We start from the raw sequence: 20,057 nt of genomic DNA on the forward strand, positions 1-20,057 counted from the left end.
AACCCTTCGGTCACAATTGGGGCGAAAACCGGACGCATTTGAGGTAACTTAATCTCCAATCAACGTCGGCTGCATTCGGGGGCGCGCATCCGGCGAAAAGTGTTAGCATTGGAGCGAGTGCAGATGTTCGGGTTGGGTGGTAACGGCGAGGGTGTGGTGTCTATGACAGAGCACGAGAAGGAACGGCGCCTCGCGCCGCTGCGGCTGATCGAGGCCTATTGGCAGGGGCTCGTCGGCGCCGACGGGCAGATCCCGCTGCGCAGCCAGATCGACCCTCGCGGCATCGAAAGCGCCTTGGAATATGCTTTCCTCGGAGAGCGCATTGCCCCGATGCTGGCAAAGCTGCGCGTGGCGGGCACCCATCTCAACGAGCTTATGGGAATGGAGACCTCGGGCATGCCGCTCTCGGCCCTGATCGCCCCCGAGGATCGCGACCAGCTGGGCGCGGCCATTGCCAAACTCTTTGCTGACGGCGTGGAAGTGCGGATGCACCTTGTGGCCGAGGAAGGCTTCGGCAAAAGCCGCCTGACCGGGGACATGGTGCTTCTGCCGCTGCGCTCGGACATGGGCGATCTCAGCCGGATGATCGGCGCGCTGGTGACCCATGGCCGCGTCGGTCGCACGCCCCGGCGCTTCCGTATCGAAAGCATCAGCATGCATGCGCCCGGCGAGGCTTTGGCCGAGCGCGAAGAGCACAGCATCAAGAAGCCCGTCAGCCTGCCCAAGCCGCCCGTCGCGCCGGTGCGCGCGCTTGCCGAAGATGGCTCGCCCTTCACGCCCGCTCCGTTCAAACCCGCGCAGGACAGCAGCGGGAAACGTCCGCCCTACCTGCGCTTGATCGTCTCTAACGACGATTGAGCCAGTTCGGCGACCCCATCGCGACATAAGAAAAACGCGGCGCCCGAAAGCGCCGCGTTTTGATTTTGCGGACCTGCGTCCGAAAAGATCACTCGGCCGCGATGGGCAGCGGCTGCAGTTCCTGCAGCACCGGATGGAACTCCTTCTGCGTTCCGGCATAGGCCAGCGTCGCACGCAGCATCCCAGCCTTGGATCCGCAGTCGAAACGGTCACCCGAGAAGCGGAAACCACACAGTCCCACCTTCTCTGCGCCAAGCGCGATGGCATCGGTCAGCTGAATCTCGCCGCCCAGACCGGCGGGCAGACCGTCCAGGTCGGCAAAGATCGACCCGTCGAGCACGTAGCGGCCAACCACCGCCTGCAGCGACGGCGCCTTGTCGGCCTCGGGCTTTTCGACCATGCCCGACGCGCGCAGCATCTGGCCGTCGGCCTCGCCCTCGGGCACCAGAACGCCATAGGCCGAAACCTCGTCGCGCTTCACTTCCATGGTCGCAACCATGTGGCCCGGCTCTGAGGTCTCATAGGCTTCGATCATCTCGGACAGGCAGCCCTTTTCGCCGACAATCAGATCGTCGGGCAGGATCACCGCCACCGGACCCGGCAGCGCATGTTCGGCAGCGCAGAGGACCGCGTGACCAAGGCCAAGCGGCTCGGGCTGCATGACAAAGAACACCTGCTCTTCATCGGGGTTGATCGCCGCCTCATGCAGCGAGTCTGCGATCTTGTGCTTGCCGCGCTCGCGCAGCGTGTCGCAAAGGTCTTTGTCCTGATGGACGTAGCGCTCGATGGCGCTCTTGCTGGGGTGCGAGACGAAGATCATCCGCTCGATCCCGGCGGCGCGCGCCTCGTCAATGGCGAACTGCAGCAGCGGCTTGTCGAGAACGGGCAGCAGCTCTTTCGGTGTTGCCTTGGTCGCGGGCAGGAAACGGGTCCCGAGTCCGGCAACGGGGAAAATCGCAGTTCTCACTTTGGATTTGCCGGTCTTCATATCGGGCGTGCTCACGTCTGGAACTCCTTTCGAGTGACCTGATCTCGGTGATCCGCCCTCGTGACGGACCGCCAAAATATCAATGCCGTGCTAAGGCCTGTCTAATCAGCCCCGCTGCACTGCGGCGTATGGGTAAGAGAGTATGGCCAATTTTCCGCAGGTCAAATCCGAGGCACCCGGAGATAAGCGGCGGAACGCTCAACCTCTTGTTTTCTCGAACACCACGAGCCGCCAAATGGTTCCATGATTAAAATTTAGGCAGTAATTTCAGATCAAAACATGCGTGTTATGTCAGCGGGTTGCATCGAAAATACCTCGCAAGCGCAGAAAAATTTCGCGTCCACTGGTGTTATTCCCGGAACAATCGACCTAGAGTCAGCGTTATCAGGACAACAGCAACGGAGAGAGCCCTCTGGGTCGCCGACGGTGCCACCACGTGGCAGCGGCCCCACATGTGTCATGGACGGACAGAGCATCCCAACCCCGCCCGCGCAGCCCGACAGCCTCACCGGCCCCCGGCGCGCCACGCCCTATTCTCGCCTGACCGTGATCGGCATGGGGAGCTGGGGCACCGCCCTTGCCACCACCGCCGCCCGCGCAGGATGCGAGACACGCATCTGGGGCCGCCGCCCCGATCTTGCCAAGGCCATGGCCGAAACCGGCCAGAACCCGGACCACCTGCCCGGCATCGACCTGCCCGCAACGCTGCGTCCAACCTCTGACCTGCGCGAAGCGCTCGACAACACCGAAGCGGTTTTGCTGGTCACCCCCTCCCACACATTGCGCGACGTCGCCCGCTCGATGCGCGAGTTTCTGCCCGAGGGCGTGCCCCTCGCGCTCTGCTGCAAGGGCATCGAGCGCGGCACCGGCTATCTGCTGAGCCATGTGGTCGAGGAAGAGCTTCCCGGCCATCCCGTCGGCGCCCTTTCGGGCCCGACCTTCGCCACGGAAACCGCGCTCGGCCATCCGACCGCCGCCACCGTGGCCTTCAACTTCACACACCATGACCGGATCGAGCCCGAGAAAGCTCCCGCCGCCCGGCTCGCGCTGACCATGCAGACCGACGCGTTCCGCCCCTATATCTCCGACGATCTGGTCGGCGTAGAGGTTGGCGGCGCGGTGAAGAACGTGATCGCCATCGCCTGCGGTATGATGACCGGCGCTGGCTTTGCCGAAAACACCCGCGCAGCGCTGATCACCCGTGGCATGGATGAGATGAAGTTCCTTGCCGAAGCGCTTGGCGGCCGCCGCGAGACGGTGACCGGCCTTGCCGGCGCGGGCGATCTCACGCTGACCTGCTCTTCCACCACCTCGCGCAATATGGCGCTTGGCACGCAGCTTGGACGCGGCATGGCGCGCGACGAATGCTTTGACGGCAAGCCGGTCGTGGTCGAGGGCGAGGTGAACGCCGTGTCGGTGGTCGATCTGGCCCGCCGCCTCGGTGTGCGCATGCCGATCTGCGAAGCGGTCCACGCCGTTCTGCACGAGGGCGCGCCGCTCACCGCCACTTTCCAGCAGCTTTGGGCTGCCCCGATCGAGGGCGAACCCCGCGCCCTCGACCTGCTACTGCATCCCCACGAAGGAGACCCCGCATGAGCCTCGACACCACGAAGGCCCGAGACATCGCAACCTGCCGCTTCGTGCTGGCGACCGATCTCGACGGCACCTTCCTCGGCGGCACCGATGCGGACCGGAAAACCCTCTATGACTGGATCGAGGCGAACCGCGACACTGTGGGCCTGATCTTCGTCACCGGCCGCGACCCGCGCTTCATCCGCGAGCTTTGCGACGGCGGCGTGCCGTGGCCCGAGTTCGTGGTCGGCGACGTGGGCACCACCATCGCCGAGGTGCAGGATGGCGACATCCACCCGATCGAGCCGCTCGAAGAAGAGATCGCCGAGACATGGGGCAACGCCGGTGACACGGTGCGCGCGGCGCTCCACGGCCACCCCGGCCTGACGCTGCAGCCCACCGATTTCCGCTACCGCATCAGCTATGACCTCGATGCCGAGGCGTTCGATCCTTCGGCGCACGACAAGGTGCGCGAGATGGGCCATGACCCGCTGGTCTCGGACAACCGCTATTTCGACGTGCTGCCGCGCGGCATTTCCAAAGGGCCGTCGCTGCGCCGTCTCGTCTCGCATCTGAAGATCGAAGAGCGCCGCGTGCTTGCCGCGGGCGACACGCTCAACGATCTGTCGATGCTGCAATGCGGGCTGCCCGCCGTCGCCGTGGGCGGCGCCGAGGACGCCCTGATCAAAGAGGTCAAGGACCTGCCGCATGTCCATAAAGCGCAGCGCATCGGCGCCGCGGGCATCCTCGAGGCGATCCAGACCTTCGAAATGCACGACCTTCCGAAAGGAGCCTGACCCATGCCCAGTGATCTGGTGATCGTCTACCACCGCCAGCCCTATGAAGAGGTTGAGGTGAATGGCAAGATCGAGTTCCGTGAAAACAAAAGCCCCAACGGCATCGTCCCCACGCTGAAGAGCTTCTTCGGCTCAGTCGACAAGGCCGCGTGGGTGGCATGGAAAGAGGCCGAGGACCCCTCGAACCCCGGTTTCGACCGCGTGGTGGATATCGAGGACAGCTTTGGCAAATACACCGTCTCGCGCCTGCCGCTGACCGCCGAACAAGTGCGCAGCTTTTACCACATCACCTCGAAAGAGGCGTTCTGGCCGATCCTGCACGGGTTCAAGGAAAAGTATAACTACGACCCGGTCGACTGGCCGACCTTCCGCGAGGTGAACTGGGCCTTCGCCGAGGCCGCCGCCTCGGAGGCCGCCCATGGCGCGGCGGTCTGGGTCCACGACTACAACCTATGGCTGGTGCCCGGCTACCTGCGCCAGATGCGCCCCGACCTGCGCATCTCCTTCTATCACCACACGCCCTTCCCGGCAGCGGATATGTTCAACGTGCTGCCGTGGCGCGGCGAGATCATCGACTCGCTGCTGGCCGCCGACGTGGTGGGCTTTCACATCCCGCGCTACGCCTCGAACTTCCTGAGCTGTGTGCGAAGCCTGCGCGACGTGGGCCAAGTGCCGCGCACCAAGGTCGCCGAAGACATGATGTCGGAAGGCTCGGCGCTGTCGGACCGCACGGTGCCGACCGAGATCCACCTCGACGACGGGCATGTGGTGCATCTTGGCGTGACCCCCGTGGGCGTGAACACCGACTACATCAAAAGCCTTGCCGAGAGCGAGGACACCGACAAGCTGGCCGCCCGCTTCCGCTCGGAGATCGGCGACGGCAAGCTGCTGCTGTCGGTCGGGCGCACCGATTACACCAAGGGCGGTGCCGATCAGCTTCTGGCGTTCGAGCGTCTGCTGGAGCGCCGCCCGGACCTGCGCGGTCAGGTGCGTCTGCTGCACGTCTCGGTGCCCGCCAACCGCAATATGACCGTCTACGAGCCGATCCAGAAAGAGCTCGAAGAGATCGCGGGCCGGATCAACGGGCGTTTCGGCAGCTTCACCTTCCAGCCCTGCGCGCTGATCTCGCGCGCCATTCCCTTCGAGGAACTGGTGGCGTGGTATCAAGTGGCCGACGTGGCGTGGATCACCCCGCTCGCCGACGGCATGAACCTTGTGTGCAAGGAATATGTCGCCTCGCGCAAGGATGGTGACGGCGTACTGGTGCTGTCGGAATTCGCCGGCGCCGCGGTGGAGCTTGGCGCGGCAGTGCTGACCAACCCCTGGTCGACGCGCGCCATGGATTTCGCCATCGATCTGGCCATCGACATGCCCGAGGAAGAGCGCCGTGCCCGGATCGCGCTGCTGCGAAGCGCGGTGGAAAAGCGCGACACCAACCATTGGGCCAGCGACCAGCTTGCGCTTCTGTCGCCGAAGGATTTCGGCAAGCAGGACGAGGACGCCGCTCCGGTCGGCGGCGAGACTGAAGACGCCTGAGCGCAAGGCATCGACACAGACAGGAAAGGCCCGCCCGCATCCGCGCGGCGGGCCTTTCTTATCGCCCGGCTGCGATTGCAGCTGCGAGCGCACCAGCCCATAACACTCCAGCAGAAGATGTCGCTCAGGAGGGCGCGTATGAACATCGCCCTAGAGCCCGCCATCGCTGACGACGCCGATACCCTTGCCGCGCTGCGCGTCGCGGCAATGCGCCCAAGCCTCGAGGCGCTGGGGCGTTTCGATCCCGACCGCGCGCGAAACAGGTTCCTTGACAGCTATACGCCTGAGGACACGACCGTGCTGCGCTGCGACGGCGCGCTCGCGGGCTTTATGGTTCAGCGCCATCGGCCCGAGGATCTCTATCTCGATCACCTCTACATCGCGCCAGAATTTCAGGGGCGCGGGCTCGGCGACCGACTCCTCTCCGCCGCGATGGAGCGGGCGCAAAGCGGCGGCCTGCCGATCCGGCTCATCGCCCTCGTTGGAAGCCCAGCCAATGGGTTCTACCGCTCCCGCGGCTTCGTCCCAGGCCCCGACGACGGAATCGACGTCTCCTATCTCTGGCAGCCGCGGCCCGCGTGAGCCACGGCGCTAGGGGTCTCAGTCGTTCGTTTCGTTCCGCCGCATCGGCATCCGGTCGATCGCCGCGAAAAGCTGCTCGGGGGACAGCACCGCGTCTTCTTCCAGCTTCACGCCGCCGTCCTTGCCGACCAGCACCAGCTTAAAGCCGCCGGGCGAGAACCCCTGCCGCAGCGGGCTCGGCTGATCCGGCTGCAGGTCGCTGAGCACCACGATATCGCGGTCGCGCAGTTCCGCCTCGGCCTGACGGAAGAGCGCCATCTGCTGGCTGTAGGTCTCATCGCTTTCGGACGGCGCGAAGAGCAGCACCGGGCGCTTGTCCCAGCGCATGTCCTGCAGGTCGCGCTGCTCTGCGGGAAGCGGGCGGAAAATCTCGCCAGCGGCCTGACCGGCGATTGGAGCGGCAAGCGTGGCTGCGGCGGCGAGGCCGACCGCGGTGAGGGGGAATGGGCGTCGAAGCATCTGCAATCTCCTTGAGGGTTACAAGGACTACGCAGAAGGTGCGGCTCCGGATCTCTCACAATTTCCGCGTTGGCCGAAATTGGCCGAACCGCGCAGCGATTTGTCGCTGCACGTCCCCAAAAGCAAAAAGGCGGCCCCGAAGGACCGCCTTTCTCAATTCTCAGGATGCGCTGGCTCAGGCCGAGGCAACATCCGCCGATTTGTCGCGCAGCGCGGTCAGTTCCTCGGCGACGAGGAAGGCCAGTTCCAGCGACTGCGAGGCGTTGAGACGCGGATCGCAAGCGGTGTGGTAGCGGTCCGACAGGTTCTCGTCGGACACGGCGTAAAGGCCACCGGTGCATTCGGTCACATCCTGACCGGTCATCTCGAAATGCACGCCGCCGGGCACGGTGCCCTCGTCGCGGTGCACGGCGAAGAACTCGCGCACCTCGCGCAGCACCGAGTCGAACGGGCGCGTCTTGTAGCCCGAGGCCGACTTGATGGTATTGCCGTGCATCGGATCGCAGGTCCAGACGACATTGGCGCCCATTTCCTTCACGGTTTTCACCAGACGCGGCAGGTGATCGCCCACATTGCCTGCACCGAAGCGCGAGATCAGCGTCAGCCGGCCCGCTTCGTTCTCGGGGTTCAACTTCTCGATCAGCACCTTGAGATCTTCGGTGGTCATCGAGGGGCCGCACTTGAGGCCGATCGGGTTCATCACGCCGCGGGCAAATTCCACGTGCGCGCCATCGGGCTGGCGGGTGCGGTCGCCGATCCAGATCATGTGGCCCGAGCCCGCGAGCCATTTGCCCGAGGTCGAGTCGATGCGGGTCAGCGCCTCTTCATACTCCAGCAGCAGCGACTCGTGGCTGGTGTAGAAGTTCACCTGATGCAGCGCCGCCGAACGGTTGCTGTCGACACCAGCGGCCTTCATGAAGTCCAGCGTGTCCGAGATGCGGTTCGCCATGTCGCGGTAGCGCGTGGCTTTCTCGCCCTCGACGAAGCCGAGCGTCCACTGGTGCACCTGATGCACGTCGGCATAGCCGCCGGTCGAGAAGGCGCGGATCAGGTTCAGCGTCGCCGCCGCCTGCGTGTAGGCCTGCAGCATCTTGCGCGGATCGGGCTTGCGCGCTTCGGGGGTGAAGGCCAGCTCGTTGATGATGTCGCCGCGGAAGCTCGGCAGTTCGACGCCATCCACGGTTTCCGTGGGGGCCGAACGCGGCTTGGCGAACTGACCGGCCATCCGGCCCACTTTCACCACCGGCACCTTGGCGCCATAGGTGAGCACCATCGCCATCTGCAGCATCACCTTGAAGGTGTCGCGGATGGAATTGGCCGAGAACTGATCGAAGGCTTCGGCGCAGTCACCGCCCTGCAGCAGGAACGCCTCGCCGCGCGACGCTTTGCCCAGCTCTTCGCGCAGGCGACGGGCCTCGCCCGCAAAAACCAGCGGTGGATACTTCGAAAGCTGAGCCTCGACAGCGTTCAGTTCTGCCTGATCTTGATAATCCGGCATCTGAATCCGCGGTTTGGTTCTCCAGCTCGATTTGCTCCACTCGGTCATGGCTCTCTCCCGACGACACTCCGTTAGCGTAAACGTTCCTTGAAACGTGGATCGCGTATAGCGAACCAAATGCGGCAATGCCACAGCTAATACACGCAGCGTCAAGGACGCCACGTCATAGCCCTGCGCATAGCGAAGCGGCAAATGTCCCGCGAAACCTCTGTCATCAAAACGACATGTCTTGACGCAGATTGGCTTTCCTGACCATGTGACCCCGCCTGCCCCTGCGCAGCAGGTAACCAGCAAGGATCCGCGCGATGCCCGACCCGCGAGTGCCCGCCGCACCAGCCAGCCTGCAGAAGCCGCGCCGCTTCACCTTTGTTTTGCTGGAGCAATTCACGCTTCTGAGCTTTTCCGCCGCGATCGAGGCTTTGCGCATCGCCAATCGCATGTCAGGTCAGACGCTCTACGAATGGAGCCTTGCAGGTGCCGATGGCGATACGGTGCGTTGCTCGGCGGGGCCGGAGTTCAAGGTTGCCTCCGAACTGCCCGAATTGGGCCGGGACGATACGATCTTGGTCTGCGGCGGTATCGACGTGCATCTGGCCACCTCCCGCAAGCTGCTGAACTGGCTGCGCCGCGAGGCGCGGCGCTGTCAGGCAGTTGGCGGGCTGTGCACCGCCAGTTGGACGCTGGCCAAGGCCGGGCTGCTCGACGGCAAGCGCGCGACGATTCACTGGGAGAACCACGACGGCTTCGCCGAGGAATTCGAAGAGGTGGAACTGTCAAAGCGGATCTATGTGATCGACGGCAACCGCATGACGGCGGCGGGCGGCACCGCCTCGATCGACCTGATGCTGAAGATCATCGCCGACGATCACGGTGCCGATCTCGCCAATGCCGTCGCCGACCAAATCATCTACAGCTCGATCCGCACCGATCAGGACAGCCAGCGGCTTTCGGTGCCCACCCGCATCGGCGTGCGCCACCCCAAGCTCAGTCAGGTCATCCACCGTATGGAGGCCAATATCGAAGAGCCGATCAGCCCTGCGGTGCTGGCCAAGGAAGTGGGCATGTCCACCCGCCAGCTTGAACGGCTGTTCCGGCGCTACCTTAACCGCTCGCCCAAGCGCTACTACATGGAACTGCGCCTGCAGAAGGCGCGCAACCTGCTGATGCAGACCGACATGAGCGTGATCAACGTCGCGCTGGCCTGCGGTTTTGCCAGCCCTTCGCATTTCTCCAAATGCTACCGGGCGCATTACCAGACCACGCCCTACCGCGAGCGCGGCACCCAAGGCACGGTGCGGGCCGAGGACTAACGGCTCAGCCGTCCTCGCCCGCTCCCGTCTGTGGCGTCATCCGGTAGAGCGTGCCGTCGATCTCGGACAGGAACCAGATCGCGCCGTCCGGCCCCTGATCCACGTCGCGCACCCGGCCCGTCTCCGGCGCTTCGATCCGCTCGACCTCGCGCAGCGGCTCCCCCGAGAGCCGCGAGATGAAATCGAACTTCAGCGAACCGACCAGCGCGTCGCCGTCCCATGCCGGCACGGCGCTGTCCTCAAGGAACACCATGCCCGAGGGCGCAATCGACGGGTCCCAGTAGAACACCGGCTGGGTCAGCCCCGGCTTTTCGGTACCCTCGCCGATCTTCGCGCCGGAATAATGCGTGCCATAAGAGATCACCGGCCAGCCGTAGTTGCCCGCGCGCTCGATCAGATTGACCTCGTCGCCGCCCTTGGCGCCATGCTCGGCCACCCACAGCCGCCCTTCGGCATCCATCGCCGCGCCCTGCGGGTTGCGGTGCCCAAAGCTCCAGATCGCCGCCTGCGCCCCGGCGGTGCCAATGAACGGGTTGTCCTGCGGGACAGAGCCGTCGCGCCCGATGCGCAACACCGATCCATTGTGGCGCGACAGGTCCTGCGCCGCCGCCGCCTCGCCCAGCTCGCCAACCGTGACAAAGAGCGTGTCGTCCGGCCCCTCGACCAGACGCGAGCCGAAATGCCGCCCGCTGGAATTGCCCTGCGTCATCTCAAAGATCAGCTGCACGTCCTGCAGCGCCGTGCCCGCCTCGGGAAGCACCGCGCGCAGCACCGCCGTGCCCGCGCCGCCGTCCTCCTGCGGCTTGGCATAGGTCATGAAGATCTCGCGGCTCTGCGCAAAATCCTCGGGCACCAGGACATCGAGCAACCCGCCCTGACCCCTGTCGGCGACCTCTGGCAGGCCCGAAAGGGGCTCGGCCCGCCCCTCCTTGACGCGCAGCAGAACACCCGCCTTCTCGCTGATCAGCACGCCGCCGCCGGGCAGGAAATCGAACCCCCACGGCATCTCGAGCCCGTCGACAACCGGCGTGATCCGCATTTCACCCGCGCTGGTCTCCAGCGCCAAAGCCGGTCCGCCCGCTAAGGCAATCATCACGCTCAGCGTGCTCGAAAAAGTGATGAAGCGGTCTCGCATGGTCGCATCCTCCTGACCCGACGACATGGGGCGCGAAAGACCTTGGACCAGCGCTTAACCGCCGATCTGTCGGCAACGTGATTGACGTTGGGAGAACGTAATTATCGCTCGCGGAACGCCCTTTTCTTTTGCATTTTGCCCGCATAGGCTCCGCCGAGAATAACAAGTAACCAATCTGGGAGATACCACATGAAGAAGTGGCTTCTGGCCTCTACGCTTCCGCTCGTCACCGCCGGTGCCGCCTTCGCCGATGACGCCAAGATCGGCGTGATCCTCGGCTACACCGGCCCCATCGAGTCGCTGACCCCGGCGATGGCCGACAGTGCCGAACTGGCAATGACCGAGGTGAACGACAGCGGCAAGTTCCTCGAGAACGTCACGCTGGTTCCGGTGCGCGCCGACAGCACCTGCATCGACAGCGCCGCCGCCACCGCCGCCGCAGAGCGCCTTGTCACCACCGACGGCATCGTCGCCATCATGGGCGCCGACTGCTCGGGCGTGACCGGTGCGGTGCTCTCGAACGTCGCCGTGCCGAACGGCGTGCCGATGATCTCGCCCTCGGCGACCTCGCCGGCGCTTTCGACGGTCGAGGACAACGGTCTTTTCTTCCGCACCGCCCCCTCTGACGCGCGTCAGGGCGAAGTGCTGGCGGGCATCCTGCAGGACCGCGGCATCTCTTCGGTGGCGCTGACCTACACCAACAACGACTACGGCAAAGGCTTTGCCGATGCTTTCGAGGCGGCCTTCAAAGAGGCTGGCGGCGAAGTGACCCTCGCCGCGCCGCATGAAGACGGCAAGGCCGATTACTCCGCCGAAGTGGGCGCGCTGGCCTCTGCGGGCGGCGACGTGCTGGTGGTGCTGGGCTATTCCGATCAGGGCGGCAAGGGCATGATCCAAGCCGCGCTCGACACCGGGGCCTTCGACACTTTCGCCATGGGTGACGGCATGTACTCCGACGCGCTGCTGGCCGATCTCGGCAGCGACATCGACGGGTCGTTCGGCTCGGTGCCCTGGGCTCAGGGCGAAGGCGCGGATAAATTCGCCGAGGTTGCCGAAGCCGCCGGTGTGAACGCCGAAAGCACCTACACCCGTGAAAGCTATGACGCGGCGGCGCTGATCGCGCTGGCCATGGCCAAGGGCGGCGAGCCGTCGTCGGCCGCGGTCGCAGCCAACATCCTCGACGTGGCCAACGCGCCGGGCGAGCCGATCCTGCCGGGCGAGCTTGGCAAGGCGCTGGAGATCCTCGCCGAGGGCGGCGACATCGACTACGTCGGCGCCACCAACGTCGAGCTGATCGGCGCAGGCGAAGCCGCTGGCACCTACCGTTACTACGAAGTCAAGGACGGCGCCTTCGAGACCGTCTCCTTCAAGTAAGCAAACCGGCGCGTCCGGGAGCGATCCCGGGCGCGCCTGCCAGCAAGGGCGCGGGAGAACACGCGCCGGACAGAACGCGGGACGCCGAACGCCCGCCACGAGAAACCCCACGCAAACCTCCGGGGACCCAAGATTTGATCCGCGTCGAAAATCTCCACCGCCACTTCGGCGGTTTCCGTGCCGTTGACGGGGCCAGCCTCGAGATCGCCAAGGGCTCGATCACCGGGCTCGTCGGCCCCAATGGCGCGGGTAAAACCACGCTCTTCAACGTCGTGGCCGGTGCGCTGCCGCCGACCTCGGGCCATGTCTTTATGGATGGCGAGGACATCAGCGGCCTGCCGCCGCATGAGCTGTTCCACAAGGGCCTGCTGCGCACCTTCCAGATCGCCCATGAGTTCAGCTCGATGACCTGCCGCGAGAACCTGATGATGGTGCCCGGCAACCAGTCGGGCGAGAGCCTGTGGAACGCCATCTTCGGGCGCGGCCGCATCGCGCAGGAAGAGGCGGCGCTGCTGAAGCAGGCGGACGAGGTGCTCGACTTCCTGACCATCTCGCACCTCAAGGACGAGAAGGCCGGAAACCTCTCGGGCGGGCAGAAGAAGCTGCTGGAACTGGGCCGCACAATGATGGTCGATGCCAAGATCGTCTTCCTCGACGAGGTCGGCGCGGGGGTAAACCGGACCCTGCTGAACACCATCGGCGACGCGATCCTGCGCCTCAACCAAGAGCGCGGCTATACGTTCTGCATGATCGAGCATGACATGGATTTCATCGGCCGCCTGTGCGACCCGGTCATCGTCATGGCCGAGGGCAAGGTGCTGGCCGAGGGCACGGTGGACGAGATCAAGGCCAATGAGGCGGTGATCGAGGCCTATCTGGGCACGGGACTGAAGAATAAGGAGATGATCGGCGGATGATCTGCTTGGACGACTTTGCAGGGGGCTCCGCGTCCGCGCGCCAAAGGCGCGCAGCAAAACATGAAAGGGGCTTCGCCCCCGCGCGCCAAAGGCGCGCAGTGAAAGACAGAGGGGGCTTCGCCCCCGCCGCGCTGCGCGCGTCTCCCCCGGCATATTTGGAAAGAGAAGAAGAGGCGGGCGCGGCATGAGCGGCGAGACCTATGACGATCGCGGCAACAACGACCGCTCGATCACCAATCCCGCAGGGATGGGAGAGGCTATGCCGGTCAGCGGCGGCGGTCATGCTGCACCCGTAGGCAAGACTGAAGGGCCGTTCCTCATCGGCGACGCGATGACCGGCGGCTACGGCAAGGGCGCGGATATCCTGCACGGCTGCACCATCGCGGTGGAGCGCGGCGAGATCGCCGTAATCGTGGGGCCCAATGGCGCCGGTAAATCCACCGCCATGAAGGCGGTCTTCGGCATGCTCGACCTGCGCTCGGGCGCGGTGCGGCTCGACGGTGAGGACATCACCGGGCTCAGCCCGCAGGAGCGGGTGCGGCGCGGCATGGGCTTCGTGCCGCAGGTCCGCAACATCTTCCCCTCGATGACCGTCGAGGAGAACCTCGAGATGGGCGCCTTCATCCGGCGCGATGACATCCGCGAGACCATGGAGCAGATCTATGGCCTCTTCCCGATCCTCAAGGACAAGCGCAAGCAGGCGGCGGGCGAGCTTTCGGGCGGCCAGCGCCAGCAGGTCGCCGTGGGCCGCGCGCTGATGACCCGGCCCAAGGTGCTGATGCTGGACGAGCCCACGGCGGGCGTCTCGCCGATCGTCATGGACGAGCTTTTTGACCGCATCCTCGAAGTGGCGCGCACCGGCATTCCGATCCTCATGGTCGAGCAGAACGCCCGGCAGGCGCTGGAGATCGCCGACAAGGGCTATGTGCTGGTGCAGGGCGCGAACGCCTTCACCGGCAGCGGCAAGGAGCTGCTGGCCGATCCCGACGTGCGGCGGAGCTTCCTCGGTGGCTGAGCGGCGGCGGAGAGGGTTGGATATGGGTATTTGCGGAACGATGAAGCTGCTGGTGCTTTGCGCCATGGCCGCGCCCGCGCTTGCGCAGGAGGGCCCGCAGATGTCGCTGCAGGACGCGCCGGTGCAGCGGCAGGTCGCGCTGGCCTGCGATTTCGCCACGGAATGCCGCGAATCCGCGCCCTGCGGCGAGACCGATTTCGCGCCGGTGCTGAACGGCAGCTCCGGCGGGCTCGACGAGAACAGCATGGTGGTGCGCGCGCAGCTGTCCTCGGGCGGGCGCGGCGTCGAGCTCATAGGGGTTTCGGACGGCAGCACCATGTCGCTTTGGGGCGGTGAGATCGAAGAGCGGCATTTCTTCACCCGCGCCGCCACTGGCGAGACCCGCTACACGGTGCACCGCGCCGAGGGGCCGGAGGTGATCAGCTACCTGGGTGTGTGCAAATGAGGGGTGTGCAAATGAGCGCTTTGCGGATCGCGGCGCTGGCCGCCCTGCCCCTTCCCACGCTTGGCTTGCCCCACCCGGCTGCCGCCGAGGGCGCGCGGCTGGTGCTGGAGTGCAGCTTTGTCACCGCCTGTTCGGAGGCCGGGGCGTGCGCTGCGGGCGACGGGCCCGTGCGCTTCGTGCTGGCCCCGCTGGAGACCGATGCCGCAGGCGCCGGGCGCTATGAGGTCACTGTCGACGAGCAGCCCGCGCAGCCCGCCGAGGCGCTCGGCTTTGCCGGGCCGTTCCTCTGGCAGCCCTCCGAGGGCACGCGGATGGTGCTGAGCCTGACCTCCGAGACAACGGCGCTCTGGACGCGCCAGATCGTCGACAGCGGCACCGATGCGCCGCCCTCGGCGGAGATAGATTTTCTGACATGCGGGATCCTGCCCTGATGGATATCCTCAACGCCTTCGTGGCGCTCGCCAATTTCGTTCTTGTCCCCGCCATCGCCTATGGCAGCCAGTTGGCGCTTGGCGCGCTGGGGGTGACGCTGACCTACGCCATCCTGCGGTTTTCCAACTTCGCCCATGGCGACACGATGGCCTGGGGCACCATGTGCGCCGTGCTGGCCACATGGGGGCTGCAGGCGCTTGGGGTGAACCTCGGGCCGCTGCCCACCGCGCTGCTGGCGATCCCGGTCGGCATCCTCGGCGCTGCCCTGCTGGTGCTGATCACCGACCGCGCGGTCTATCGCTTTTACCGCAGGCAGAAGGCCAAGCCGGTGATCCTGGTGATCGTCTCGATGGGGGTGATGTTCGTCTACAACGGGCTGACGCGCTTCGTCATCGGACCGGATGACCAGAACTTCGCCGACGGTGAGCGGTTCCTGATCTCGGCCCGCGATTTCAAGGCGATGACTGGCCTTGATGAGGGGCTGGCGATCAAGACCACGCAGGCGCTGACCGTGGTGGTCGCGCTGATAACCGTCTCGCTGCTCTTTTGGTTCCTGAACCGCACGCGCACCGGCAAGTCCATGCGCGCCTATTCCGACAATGAGGATCTGGCGCTGCTTTCGGGCATCAACCCCGAGCGCGTGGTCACCGTCACCTGGCTCATCGTGGCGGCGCTGGCGACCATCGCGGGCGTGCTCTACGGGCTCGACAAGAGCTTCAAGCCCTTCACCTACTTCCAACTGCTGCTGCCGATCTTCGCGGCGGCCATCGTCGGCGGTATCGGCAATCCGCTGGGCGCCATCGCCGGCGGCTTTGTCATCGCCTTTTCCGAGGTCGGCATCACCTACGCGTGGAAGAAGGTTCTGGGCTATCTGATGCCCGAGAGCCTTGCGCCCGACGGGCTCGTGCAACTGCTTTCCACCGACTACAAATTCGCGGTCAGCTTCGTGATCCTGGTGATCGTGCTGCTGTTCCGCCCGACCGGACTGTTCAAGGGGCAGACCATATGACCCGCACCCTCGGCCTCTTTGCGCTGGTAGCAGCGCTGATCCTCGGCACCGGCGTTCTGCAAAGCTGGAACTCGGCGCTGATCATTCTCAACATGGGCCTCGTCAGCGCGATCATGGCGCTGGGGGTGAACCTGCAGTGGGGCCTTGCCGGGCTTTTCAATGTGGGTGTCATGGGCTTTGTCGCCGTGGGCGGTCTGGCGGTGGTGCTGGTGTCGATGGCGCCGGTGCCCGAGGCTTTCGCCGCAGGCGGGCCGCGCGTGCTCGGCGCGCTGGCTTTCGGCGCGGCGGTGATCGCCGCGGCGGTGCTGGCATGGAAACGGCTTGGCAAGGGCCTGCGCGGCTGGGCCGTGGCGGCGATCACCATTGCCGGTTTCTTTGCCTATCGCGCGCTGCTCGATCCCGGTGTCGAGGCCATCGAGGCGGTGGATGCGGCCTCGGCGGGCTATCTCGGCGGGCTGGGCCTGCCGGTGCTGCTGGCATGGCCGGTGGGCGGGCTGATGGCGGCGGGCGTGGCCTGGGCGATCGGCAAGACTGCGCTTGGCCTGCGTTCGGACTATCTGGCCATCGCCACGCTGGGCATCGCCGAAATCATCATCGCCGTGCTGAAGAATGAGGACTGGCTGTCGCGCGGCGTCAAGAACGTCATCGGCCTGCCGCGCCCGGTGCCCTATGAGATCGACCTGCAGGCCGATCCGGGCTTTGTCGAAACGGCTGGATCTCTGGGCCTCGACGCCACCACCGCCTCGACGCTGGCGGTGAAGCTGGGCTACTCGGTGCTGTTCGCCGTGGTGCTGGTGGTGCTGCTGATCCTCGCCCAACTTGCGCTGAACTCGCCCTGGGGCCGGATGATGCGGGCGATCCGCGACAATGAGGTCTCCGCCGAGGCGATGGGCAAAAATGTCACCCGCCGCCATTTGCAGGTGTTCATCCTTGGCTGCGCGCTCTGCGGCATGGCGGGCGCGATGATGACCACGCTCGACGGGCAGCTGACACCCGGCACCTACCAGCCGCTGCGCTATACCTTCCTGATCTGGGTGATGGTCATCGTCGGCGGCTCGGGCAACAACCTCGGCGCGGTGCTCGGCGGATTTCTGATCTGGTTCCTCTGGGTGCAGGTCGAGCCCATGGGGCAGTTCGTCATCAATGCGATCACCGCGGGCATGGCCGATGGCAACTGGCTCAAGGGCCATCTGCAGGACAGCGTGCAGCACATGCGCCTGCTGACCATGGGGGTGATCCTGCTGTTGGTGCTGCGTTTCGCCCCGCGCGGACTGCTCCCCGAGCGCTGAGCGCAACCGCTTGCAATCACCGCCGGTGGCGCTACCGGCGGTGATTGGCTCATTCGCCTGCCCCATGCGCTGGCTTTGGCCGAGCGGACGGCGTGTCGCATCCTAACGCTATGGTAATTCGCCTGCCTCATCTTAGGTGGACGTCACCGCCAAGGCGCGGCCTTCGGATCGGGCTTCTGATCGAGCTTCTGATCCTGCGGAGCGCGCCTGCGGAAACCTCCACCTGCGGTGACCCGCATGTGGGAACAACCGCCGGGCGACCTCGTTCAAGAGTCATGAGACATGGAGTGATGACAGACATGGAATGGCAAGACACCACCCGCAACTGGGGCCTCACCGTCGAGCGCCTGAAAGCACGCTTCCCGCATATCGATGACGCCGCTCTGCGTGCGCGCCGCCACGATCATACCGAGACGGCGCAGCATATCGCCGCCCGCCATGACCTTACGCAGCAGGAAGCCACGCGCGAGCTGGATGATTGGGCCTTCGCCAATGTCCTGCATCAACAGATCGACCGGCTGGCTGGCTAACCGGCGGGCTGACTGATGGGATGACCGGCGAGGTGGGGGCCGGGTCCAAGCTCAGACGAGCCTCAGGCCAGCCTGAGATCAGCCTCAGGTCAGAGACGTGACCCAGAGGATCGTCGCATCCTCGGGGCTGACTGACACCACGTTGTGCCCCATCGAGGCGTCGTAATAGGCGGAATCGCCGCGGCGCATCTCGATGGGCTCATAGAACTCGGTGTAGAGCGTCACCACTCCGGTGAGCACGTAGAGGAATTCCTCGCCGTCGTGCCGCACCCATCCGTCGAATTCATCCATCGACCGCGCGCGGACCCGCGCCCGGTAGGGCAGCATCTTCTTGCGCGTCAGGCTCTCGGCCAGCAGCTCGTGCTCGTAGGTCGTGGTGACCTGATGCAGCCCCTCGCCATCCTTCACATGCACCATCCGGCCCGAGACCTGCTCGCGCTTGGGCGGAGTGAACAGCTGCGGCACCGAAATGCCCAGCCCCACGGCCAGCTTCTTCAGCGCCTCGTAAGTGGGTGACATCTGGCCGTTTTCGATCTTCGAAAGAGTCGAGCGCGCAAGCCCGGCCTGTTTCGCCGCCTGCTCGAGCGTCCAGTCGCGTTCCTTGCGAAGCTCGCGCACACGCATCCCCAGATCGAGGGGTTCGGCGGTTTGCTCCTGCCCGGACTCGCGGGCAATGCGGATGAGTGTTCGAGGATCGCGCGACATGACGTTTGCCATAGCGCCCGCGCGGCGCGCTGGCAATGGCGCTCATGCAGGCTTGCGCGAATGCGGCGCGCTGCCTAAGCCTTTTGTCATGCAGTCCGTTTTCGATGAAGGGCCCTTTGCGCCCTGTCCCGCTCCGTTCAACCTCGCGGCCCATGTGCTCGCCGCCGGAGAGGCCGTGCCCGACAAGATCGCCCTGTCGATCCTGCGCACCACCGGGGCCGAGCGCTGGTCCTATGCAAGGCTGATCGCCGCGGTGCGGGGCACCGCCACCGGGCTGCTGCAGGCGGGCGTCGCGCCGGGCGAGATGCTGCTGCTGAGACTGGGCAATACGGTGGATTTCCCCATCGCCTATCTCGGCGCGATCACCGCCGGGATCGTGCCGGTGCCCACCTCCTCGCAGCTGACCGCGCCGGAGGTGGCCAAGCTGCTGGAGCAGATCAGCCCCGCCGCGATCCTGCTTGGCGCGGGCATCGCCTGCCCCGAAACCGAAACGCCGGTCATCTCCGAGGCCACATTCACCACATGGCGCGACCTTCCCCCGGCGGACTATGCCATGGGCGATCCCGAACGGCTGGCCTATGTGGTCTTCACCTCCGGCACCTCGGGGATGCCGCGCGCCGTCGGTCATGCGCATCGCGCGATCTGGGCGCGGCAGATGATGATGCGCGGCTGGACCGGGCTGCAGCCCAGCGACCGGCTTTTGCACGCGGGCGCGTTCAACTGGACCTACACGCTGGGCACCGGGCTGATGGACCCTTGGACCGTTGGCGCGACCGCGCTGATCCCCAAGGCGGGCACCGACCCCGCGCAGCTGGCGCTTTTGATGAAACGCAATGATGCCAGCCTCTTCGCCGCCGCGCCGGGCGTGTTTCGGCAAATCCTGAAGTACCCGGTGCCGCCGCTGCCAAAGCTGCGCCATGCGCTGGCCGCAGGTGAAAAACTGCCCGAGGCGCTGCGGCAGGCATGGGGCGCGGCAACCGGGACCGAGATTTTTGAGGCCTTCGGCATGTCCGAATGCTCGACCTTCATTTCGGCCAATCCCGAAAAACCAGCCAGCGAGGGCGCGCTCGGCTGGCCGCAGCACGGGCGGCGCGTGGCGATCCTTAGCGAAGACGGCGCGCCGGTGCCCCGGGACACACCCGGAACCATTGCCGTGCACCGCAGCGATCCGGGCCTGATGACCGGCTATATCGGCGCAGCGGAAGAGACCGCGGCGCGCTATATGGGGGACTGGTTTATCACGGGAGATCATGGGGTTATGACCGACAGCGGCGCGATCACCTATCTTGGCCGCGACGACGACATGATGAACGCGGGCGGCTACCGCGTCTCACCGCTGGAGGTCGAAGCGGCGCTCGCGGATCTGCCCGGTGTGCAGGAACTGGCGGTGACCGATGTGGCGGTGAAAGATGGCGTGTCGGTGATCGCGGCCTTCTACACCGCCGAGCAAGAGCTCGACAGCGATGCGCTAGCGGCACTCGCGGCAGAACGGCTGGCCCGTTACAAGCAGCCGCGCGCGTGGGTGCGGGTCGAAATGCTGCCGCGCAATCCCAACGGCAAGCTGCAGCGCAAAGCGCTGAAGGACTACGCTCTGGACTAGGCCCGC

Annotated in this window: 20 protein-coding genes; 15 read left to right on the forward strand and 5 right to left on the reverse strand. The window is 65.6% G+C overall.

Going from position 1 to position 20,057, the window contains the following annotated elements; translation table 11 throughout:
- Positions 1 to 162: 162 nt before the first annotated feature.
- Positions 163 to 858 (forward strand): PAS domain-containing protein, encoded by a 696-nt coding sequence (locus tag AYJ57_RS01095; protein WP_237220177.1) that lies wholly within the window; start codon positions 163 to 165, stop codon positions 856 to 858.
- Positions 859 to 946: 88 nt separating this feature from the next.
- On the opposite strand, the gene AYJ57_RS01100 is transcribed toward AYJ57_RS01095, so the two are convergent.
- A complete protein-coding gene (locus tag AYJ57_RS01100; RefSeq protein WP_237220178.1) occupies positions 947 to 1,861 on the reverse strand; it encodes a UTP--glucose-1-phosphate uridylyltransferase in 915 nt (304 codons plus the stop codon).
- A 444-nt stretch (positions 1,862 to 2,305) separates the two neighbouring features.
- On the opposite strand from AYJ57_RS01100, the gene AYJ57_RS01105 reads away from it, so the two are divergent.
- The 4 genes from AYJ57_RS01105 to AYJ57_RS01120 all read left to right on the forward strand — a co-directional run bounded on the left by AYJ57_RS01105 (position 2,306) and on the right by AYJ57_RS01120 (position 6,333).
- Positions 2,306 to 3,442 (forward strand): NAD(P)H-dependent glycerol-3-phosphate dehydrogenase, encoded by a 1,137-nt coding sequence (locus tag AYJ57_RS01105; RefSeq protein ID WP_083191111.1) that lies wholly within the window; start codon positions 2,306 to 2,308, stop codon positions 3,440 to 3,442.
- Positions 3,439 to 4,215 carry an HAD-IIB family hydrolase gene (locus AYJ57_RS01110; RefSeq protein WP_066100003.1) on the forward strand — a complete coding sequence of 259 codons (777 nt, stop codon included), beginning with the start codon at positions 3,439 to 3,441 and terminating at the stop codon, positions 4,213 to 4,215. Before AYJ57_RS01105 ends, AYJ57_RS01110 begins: the two co-directional genes overlap by 4 nt.
- 3 nt (positions 4,216 to 4,218) lie before the next feature.
- Positions 4,219 to 5,751 (forward strand): glucosylglycerol-phosphate synthase, encoded by a 1,533-nt coding sequence (gene ggpS, locus AYJ57_RS01115; protein ID WP_066100005.1) that lies wholly within the window; start codon positions 4,219 to 4,221, stop codon positions 5,749 to 5,751.
- Positions 5,752 to 5,889: 138 nt separating this feature from the next.
- Positions 5,890 to 6,333, forward strand: coding sequence for a GNAT family N-acetyltransferase (locus AYJ57_RS01120; protein WP_066100007.1), 444 nt, complete (start codon positions 5,890 to 5,892; stop codon positions 6,331 to 6,333).
- A gap of 18 nt (positions 6,334 to 6,351) precedes the next feature.
- Here the strand turns inward: AYJ57_RS01120 and AYJ57_RS01125 are convergent, their stop codons facing one another.
- Both AYJ57_RS01125 and AYJ57_RS01130 read right to left on the reverse strand, forming a co-directional pair.
- Complete coding sequence (locus AYJ57_RS01125; protein WP_066100010.1) at positions 6,352 to 6,792, reverse strand: DUF4174 domain-containing protein; 441 nt, start codon at positions 6,790 to 6,792, stop codon at positions 6,352 to 6,354.
- A 175-nt stretch (positions 6,793 to 6,967) separates the two neighbouring features.
- Positions 6,968 to 8,338 carry a class II 3-deoxy-7-phosphoheptulonate synthase gene (locus tag AYJ57_RS01130; protein WP_066100013.1) on the reverse strand — a complete coding sequence of 457 codons (1,371 nt, stop codon included), beginning with the start codon at positions 8,336 to 8,338 and terminating at the stop codon, positions 6,968 to 6,970.
- A 257-nt stretch (positions 8,339 to 8,595) separates the two neighbouring features.
- Between AYJ57_RS01130 and AYJ57_RS01135 the strand changes: the two genes are divergently transcribed.
- Positions 8,596 to 9,600, forward strand: coding sequence for a GlxA family transcriptional regulator (locus tag AYJ57_RS01135; RefSeq protein ID WP_066100016.1), 1,005 nt, complete (start codon positions 8,596 to 8,598; stop codon positions 9,598 to 9,600).
- A 4-nt stretch (positions 9,601 to 9,604) separates the two neighbouring features.
- On the opposite strand, the gene AYJ57_RS01140 is transcribed toward AYJ57_RS01135, so the two are convergent.
- A complete protein-coding gene (locus tag AYJ57_RS01140) occupies positions 9,605 to 10,735 on the reverse strand; it encodes a PQQ-dependent sugar dehydrogenase (protein ID WP_066100019.1) in 1,131 nt (376 codons plus the stop codon).
- Between the two features lie 189 nt (positions 10,736 to 10,924).
- Here AYJ57_RS01140 and AYJ57_RS01145 point away from each other — a divergent pair, with 189 nt between their 5' ends.
- The 8 genes from AYJ57_RS01145 to AYJ57_RS01180 all read left to right on the forward strand — a co-directional run bounded on the left by AYJ57_RS01145 (position 10,925) and on the right by AYJ57_RS01180 (position 17,746).
- Positions 10,925 to 12,109, forward strand: a complete 1,185-nt coding sequence (locus AYJ57_RS01145) for an ABC transporter substrate-binding protein (RefSeq protein ID WP_066100022.1) — start codon at positions 10,925 to 10,927, stop codon at positions 12,107 to 12,109.
- A 134-nt stretch (positions 12,110 to 12,243) separates the two neighbouring features.
- Positions 12,244 to 13,026 (forward strand): ABC transporter ATP-binding protein, encoded by a 783-nt coding sequence (locus tag AYJ57_RS01150; RefSeq protein ID WP_066100025.1) that lies wholly within the window; start codon positions 12,244 to 12,246, stop codon positions 13,024 to 13,026.
- A 184-nt stretch (positions 13,027 to 13,210) separates the two neighbouring features.
- Positions 13,211 to 14,041 (forward strand): ABC transporter ATP-binding protein, encoded by an 831-nt coding sequence (locus AYJ57_RS01155; RefSeq protein WP_083191112.1) that lies wholly within the window; start codon positions 13,211 to 13,213, stop codon positions 14,039 to 14,041.
- A 22-nt stretch (positions 14,042 to 14,063) separates the two neighbouring features.
- Positions 14,064 to 14,486: a hypothetical protein gene (locus tag AYJ57_RS01160; protein WP_157373889.1), complete on the forward strand. Its 423-nt coding sequence runs from the start codon at positions 14,064 to 14,066 to the stop codon at positions 14,484 to 14,486.
- Positions 14,487 to 14,497: 11 nt separating this feature from the next.
- A complete protein-coding gene (locus AYJ57_RS01165; RefSeq protein ID WP_066100030.1) occupies positions 14,498 to 14,917 on the forward strand; it encodes a hypothetical protein in 420 nt (139 codons plus the stop codon).
- On the forward strand, positions 14,917 to 15,927 hold the full coding sequence (locus AYJ57_RS01170; RefSeq protein WP_066100034.1) for a branched-chain amino acid ABC transporter permease: 1,011 nt from the start codon (positions 14,917 to 14,919) through the stop codon (positions 15,925 to 15,927). The genes AYJ57_RS01165 and AYJ57_RS01170 overlap by 1 nt, the downstream gene beginning before the upstream one ends.
- Positions 15,924 to 17,216 carry a branched-chain amino acid ABC transporter permease gene (locus tag AYJ57_RS01175; protein ID WP_066100037.1) on the forward strand — a complete coding sequence of 431 codons (1,293 nt, stop codon included), beginning with the start codon at positions 15,924 to 15,926 and terminating at the stop codon, positions 17,214 to 17,216. The genes AYJ57_RS01170 and AYJ57_RS01175 overlap by 4 nt, the downstream gene beginning before the upstream one ends.
- A gap of 290 nt (positions 17,217 to 17,506) precedes the next feature.
- Positions 17,507 to 17,746: a hypothetical protein gene (locus tag AYJ57_RS01180; RefSeq protein WP_157373891.1), complete on the forward strand. Its 240-nt coding sequence runs from the start codon at positions 17,507 to 17,509 to the stop codon at positions 17,744 to 17,746.
- Between the two features lie 84 nt (positions 17,747 to 17,830).
- Here AYJ57_RS01180 and AYJ57_RS01185 read toward each other — a convergent pair whose 3' ends face one another.
- Positions 17,831 to 18,451, reverse strand: a complete 621-nt coding sequence (locus tag AYJ57_RS01185) for a helix-turn-helix domain-containing protein (protein ID WP_066100043.1) — start codon at positions 18,449 to 18,451, stop codon at positions 17,831 to 17,833.
- 88 nt (positions 18,452 to 18,539) lie between these two features.
- On the opposite strand from AYJ57_RS01185, the gene AYJ57_RS01190 reads away from it, so the two are divergent.
- Positions 18,540 to 20,051: a class I adenylate-forming enzyme family protein gene (locus AYJ57_RS01190; RefSeq protein ID WP_066106491.1), complete on the forward strand. Its 1,512-nt coding sequence runs from the start codon at positions 18,540 to 18,542 to the stop codon at positions 20,049 to 20,051.
- The last annotated feature ends 6 nt before the right edge of the window (positions 20,052 to 20,057 follow it).

The organism is Salipiger sp. CCB-MM3 (assembly GCF_001687105.1).
Classification (GTDB): domain Bacteria; phylum Pseudomonadota; class Alphaproteobacteria; order Rhodobacterales; family Rhodobacteraceae; genus Salipiger.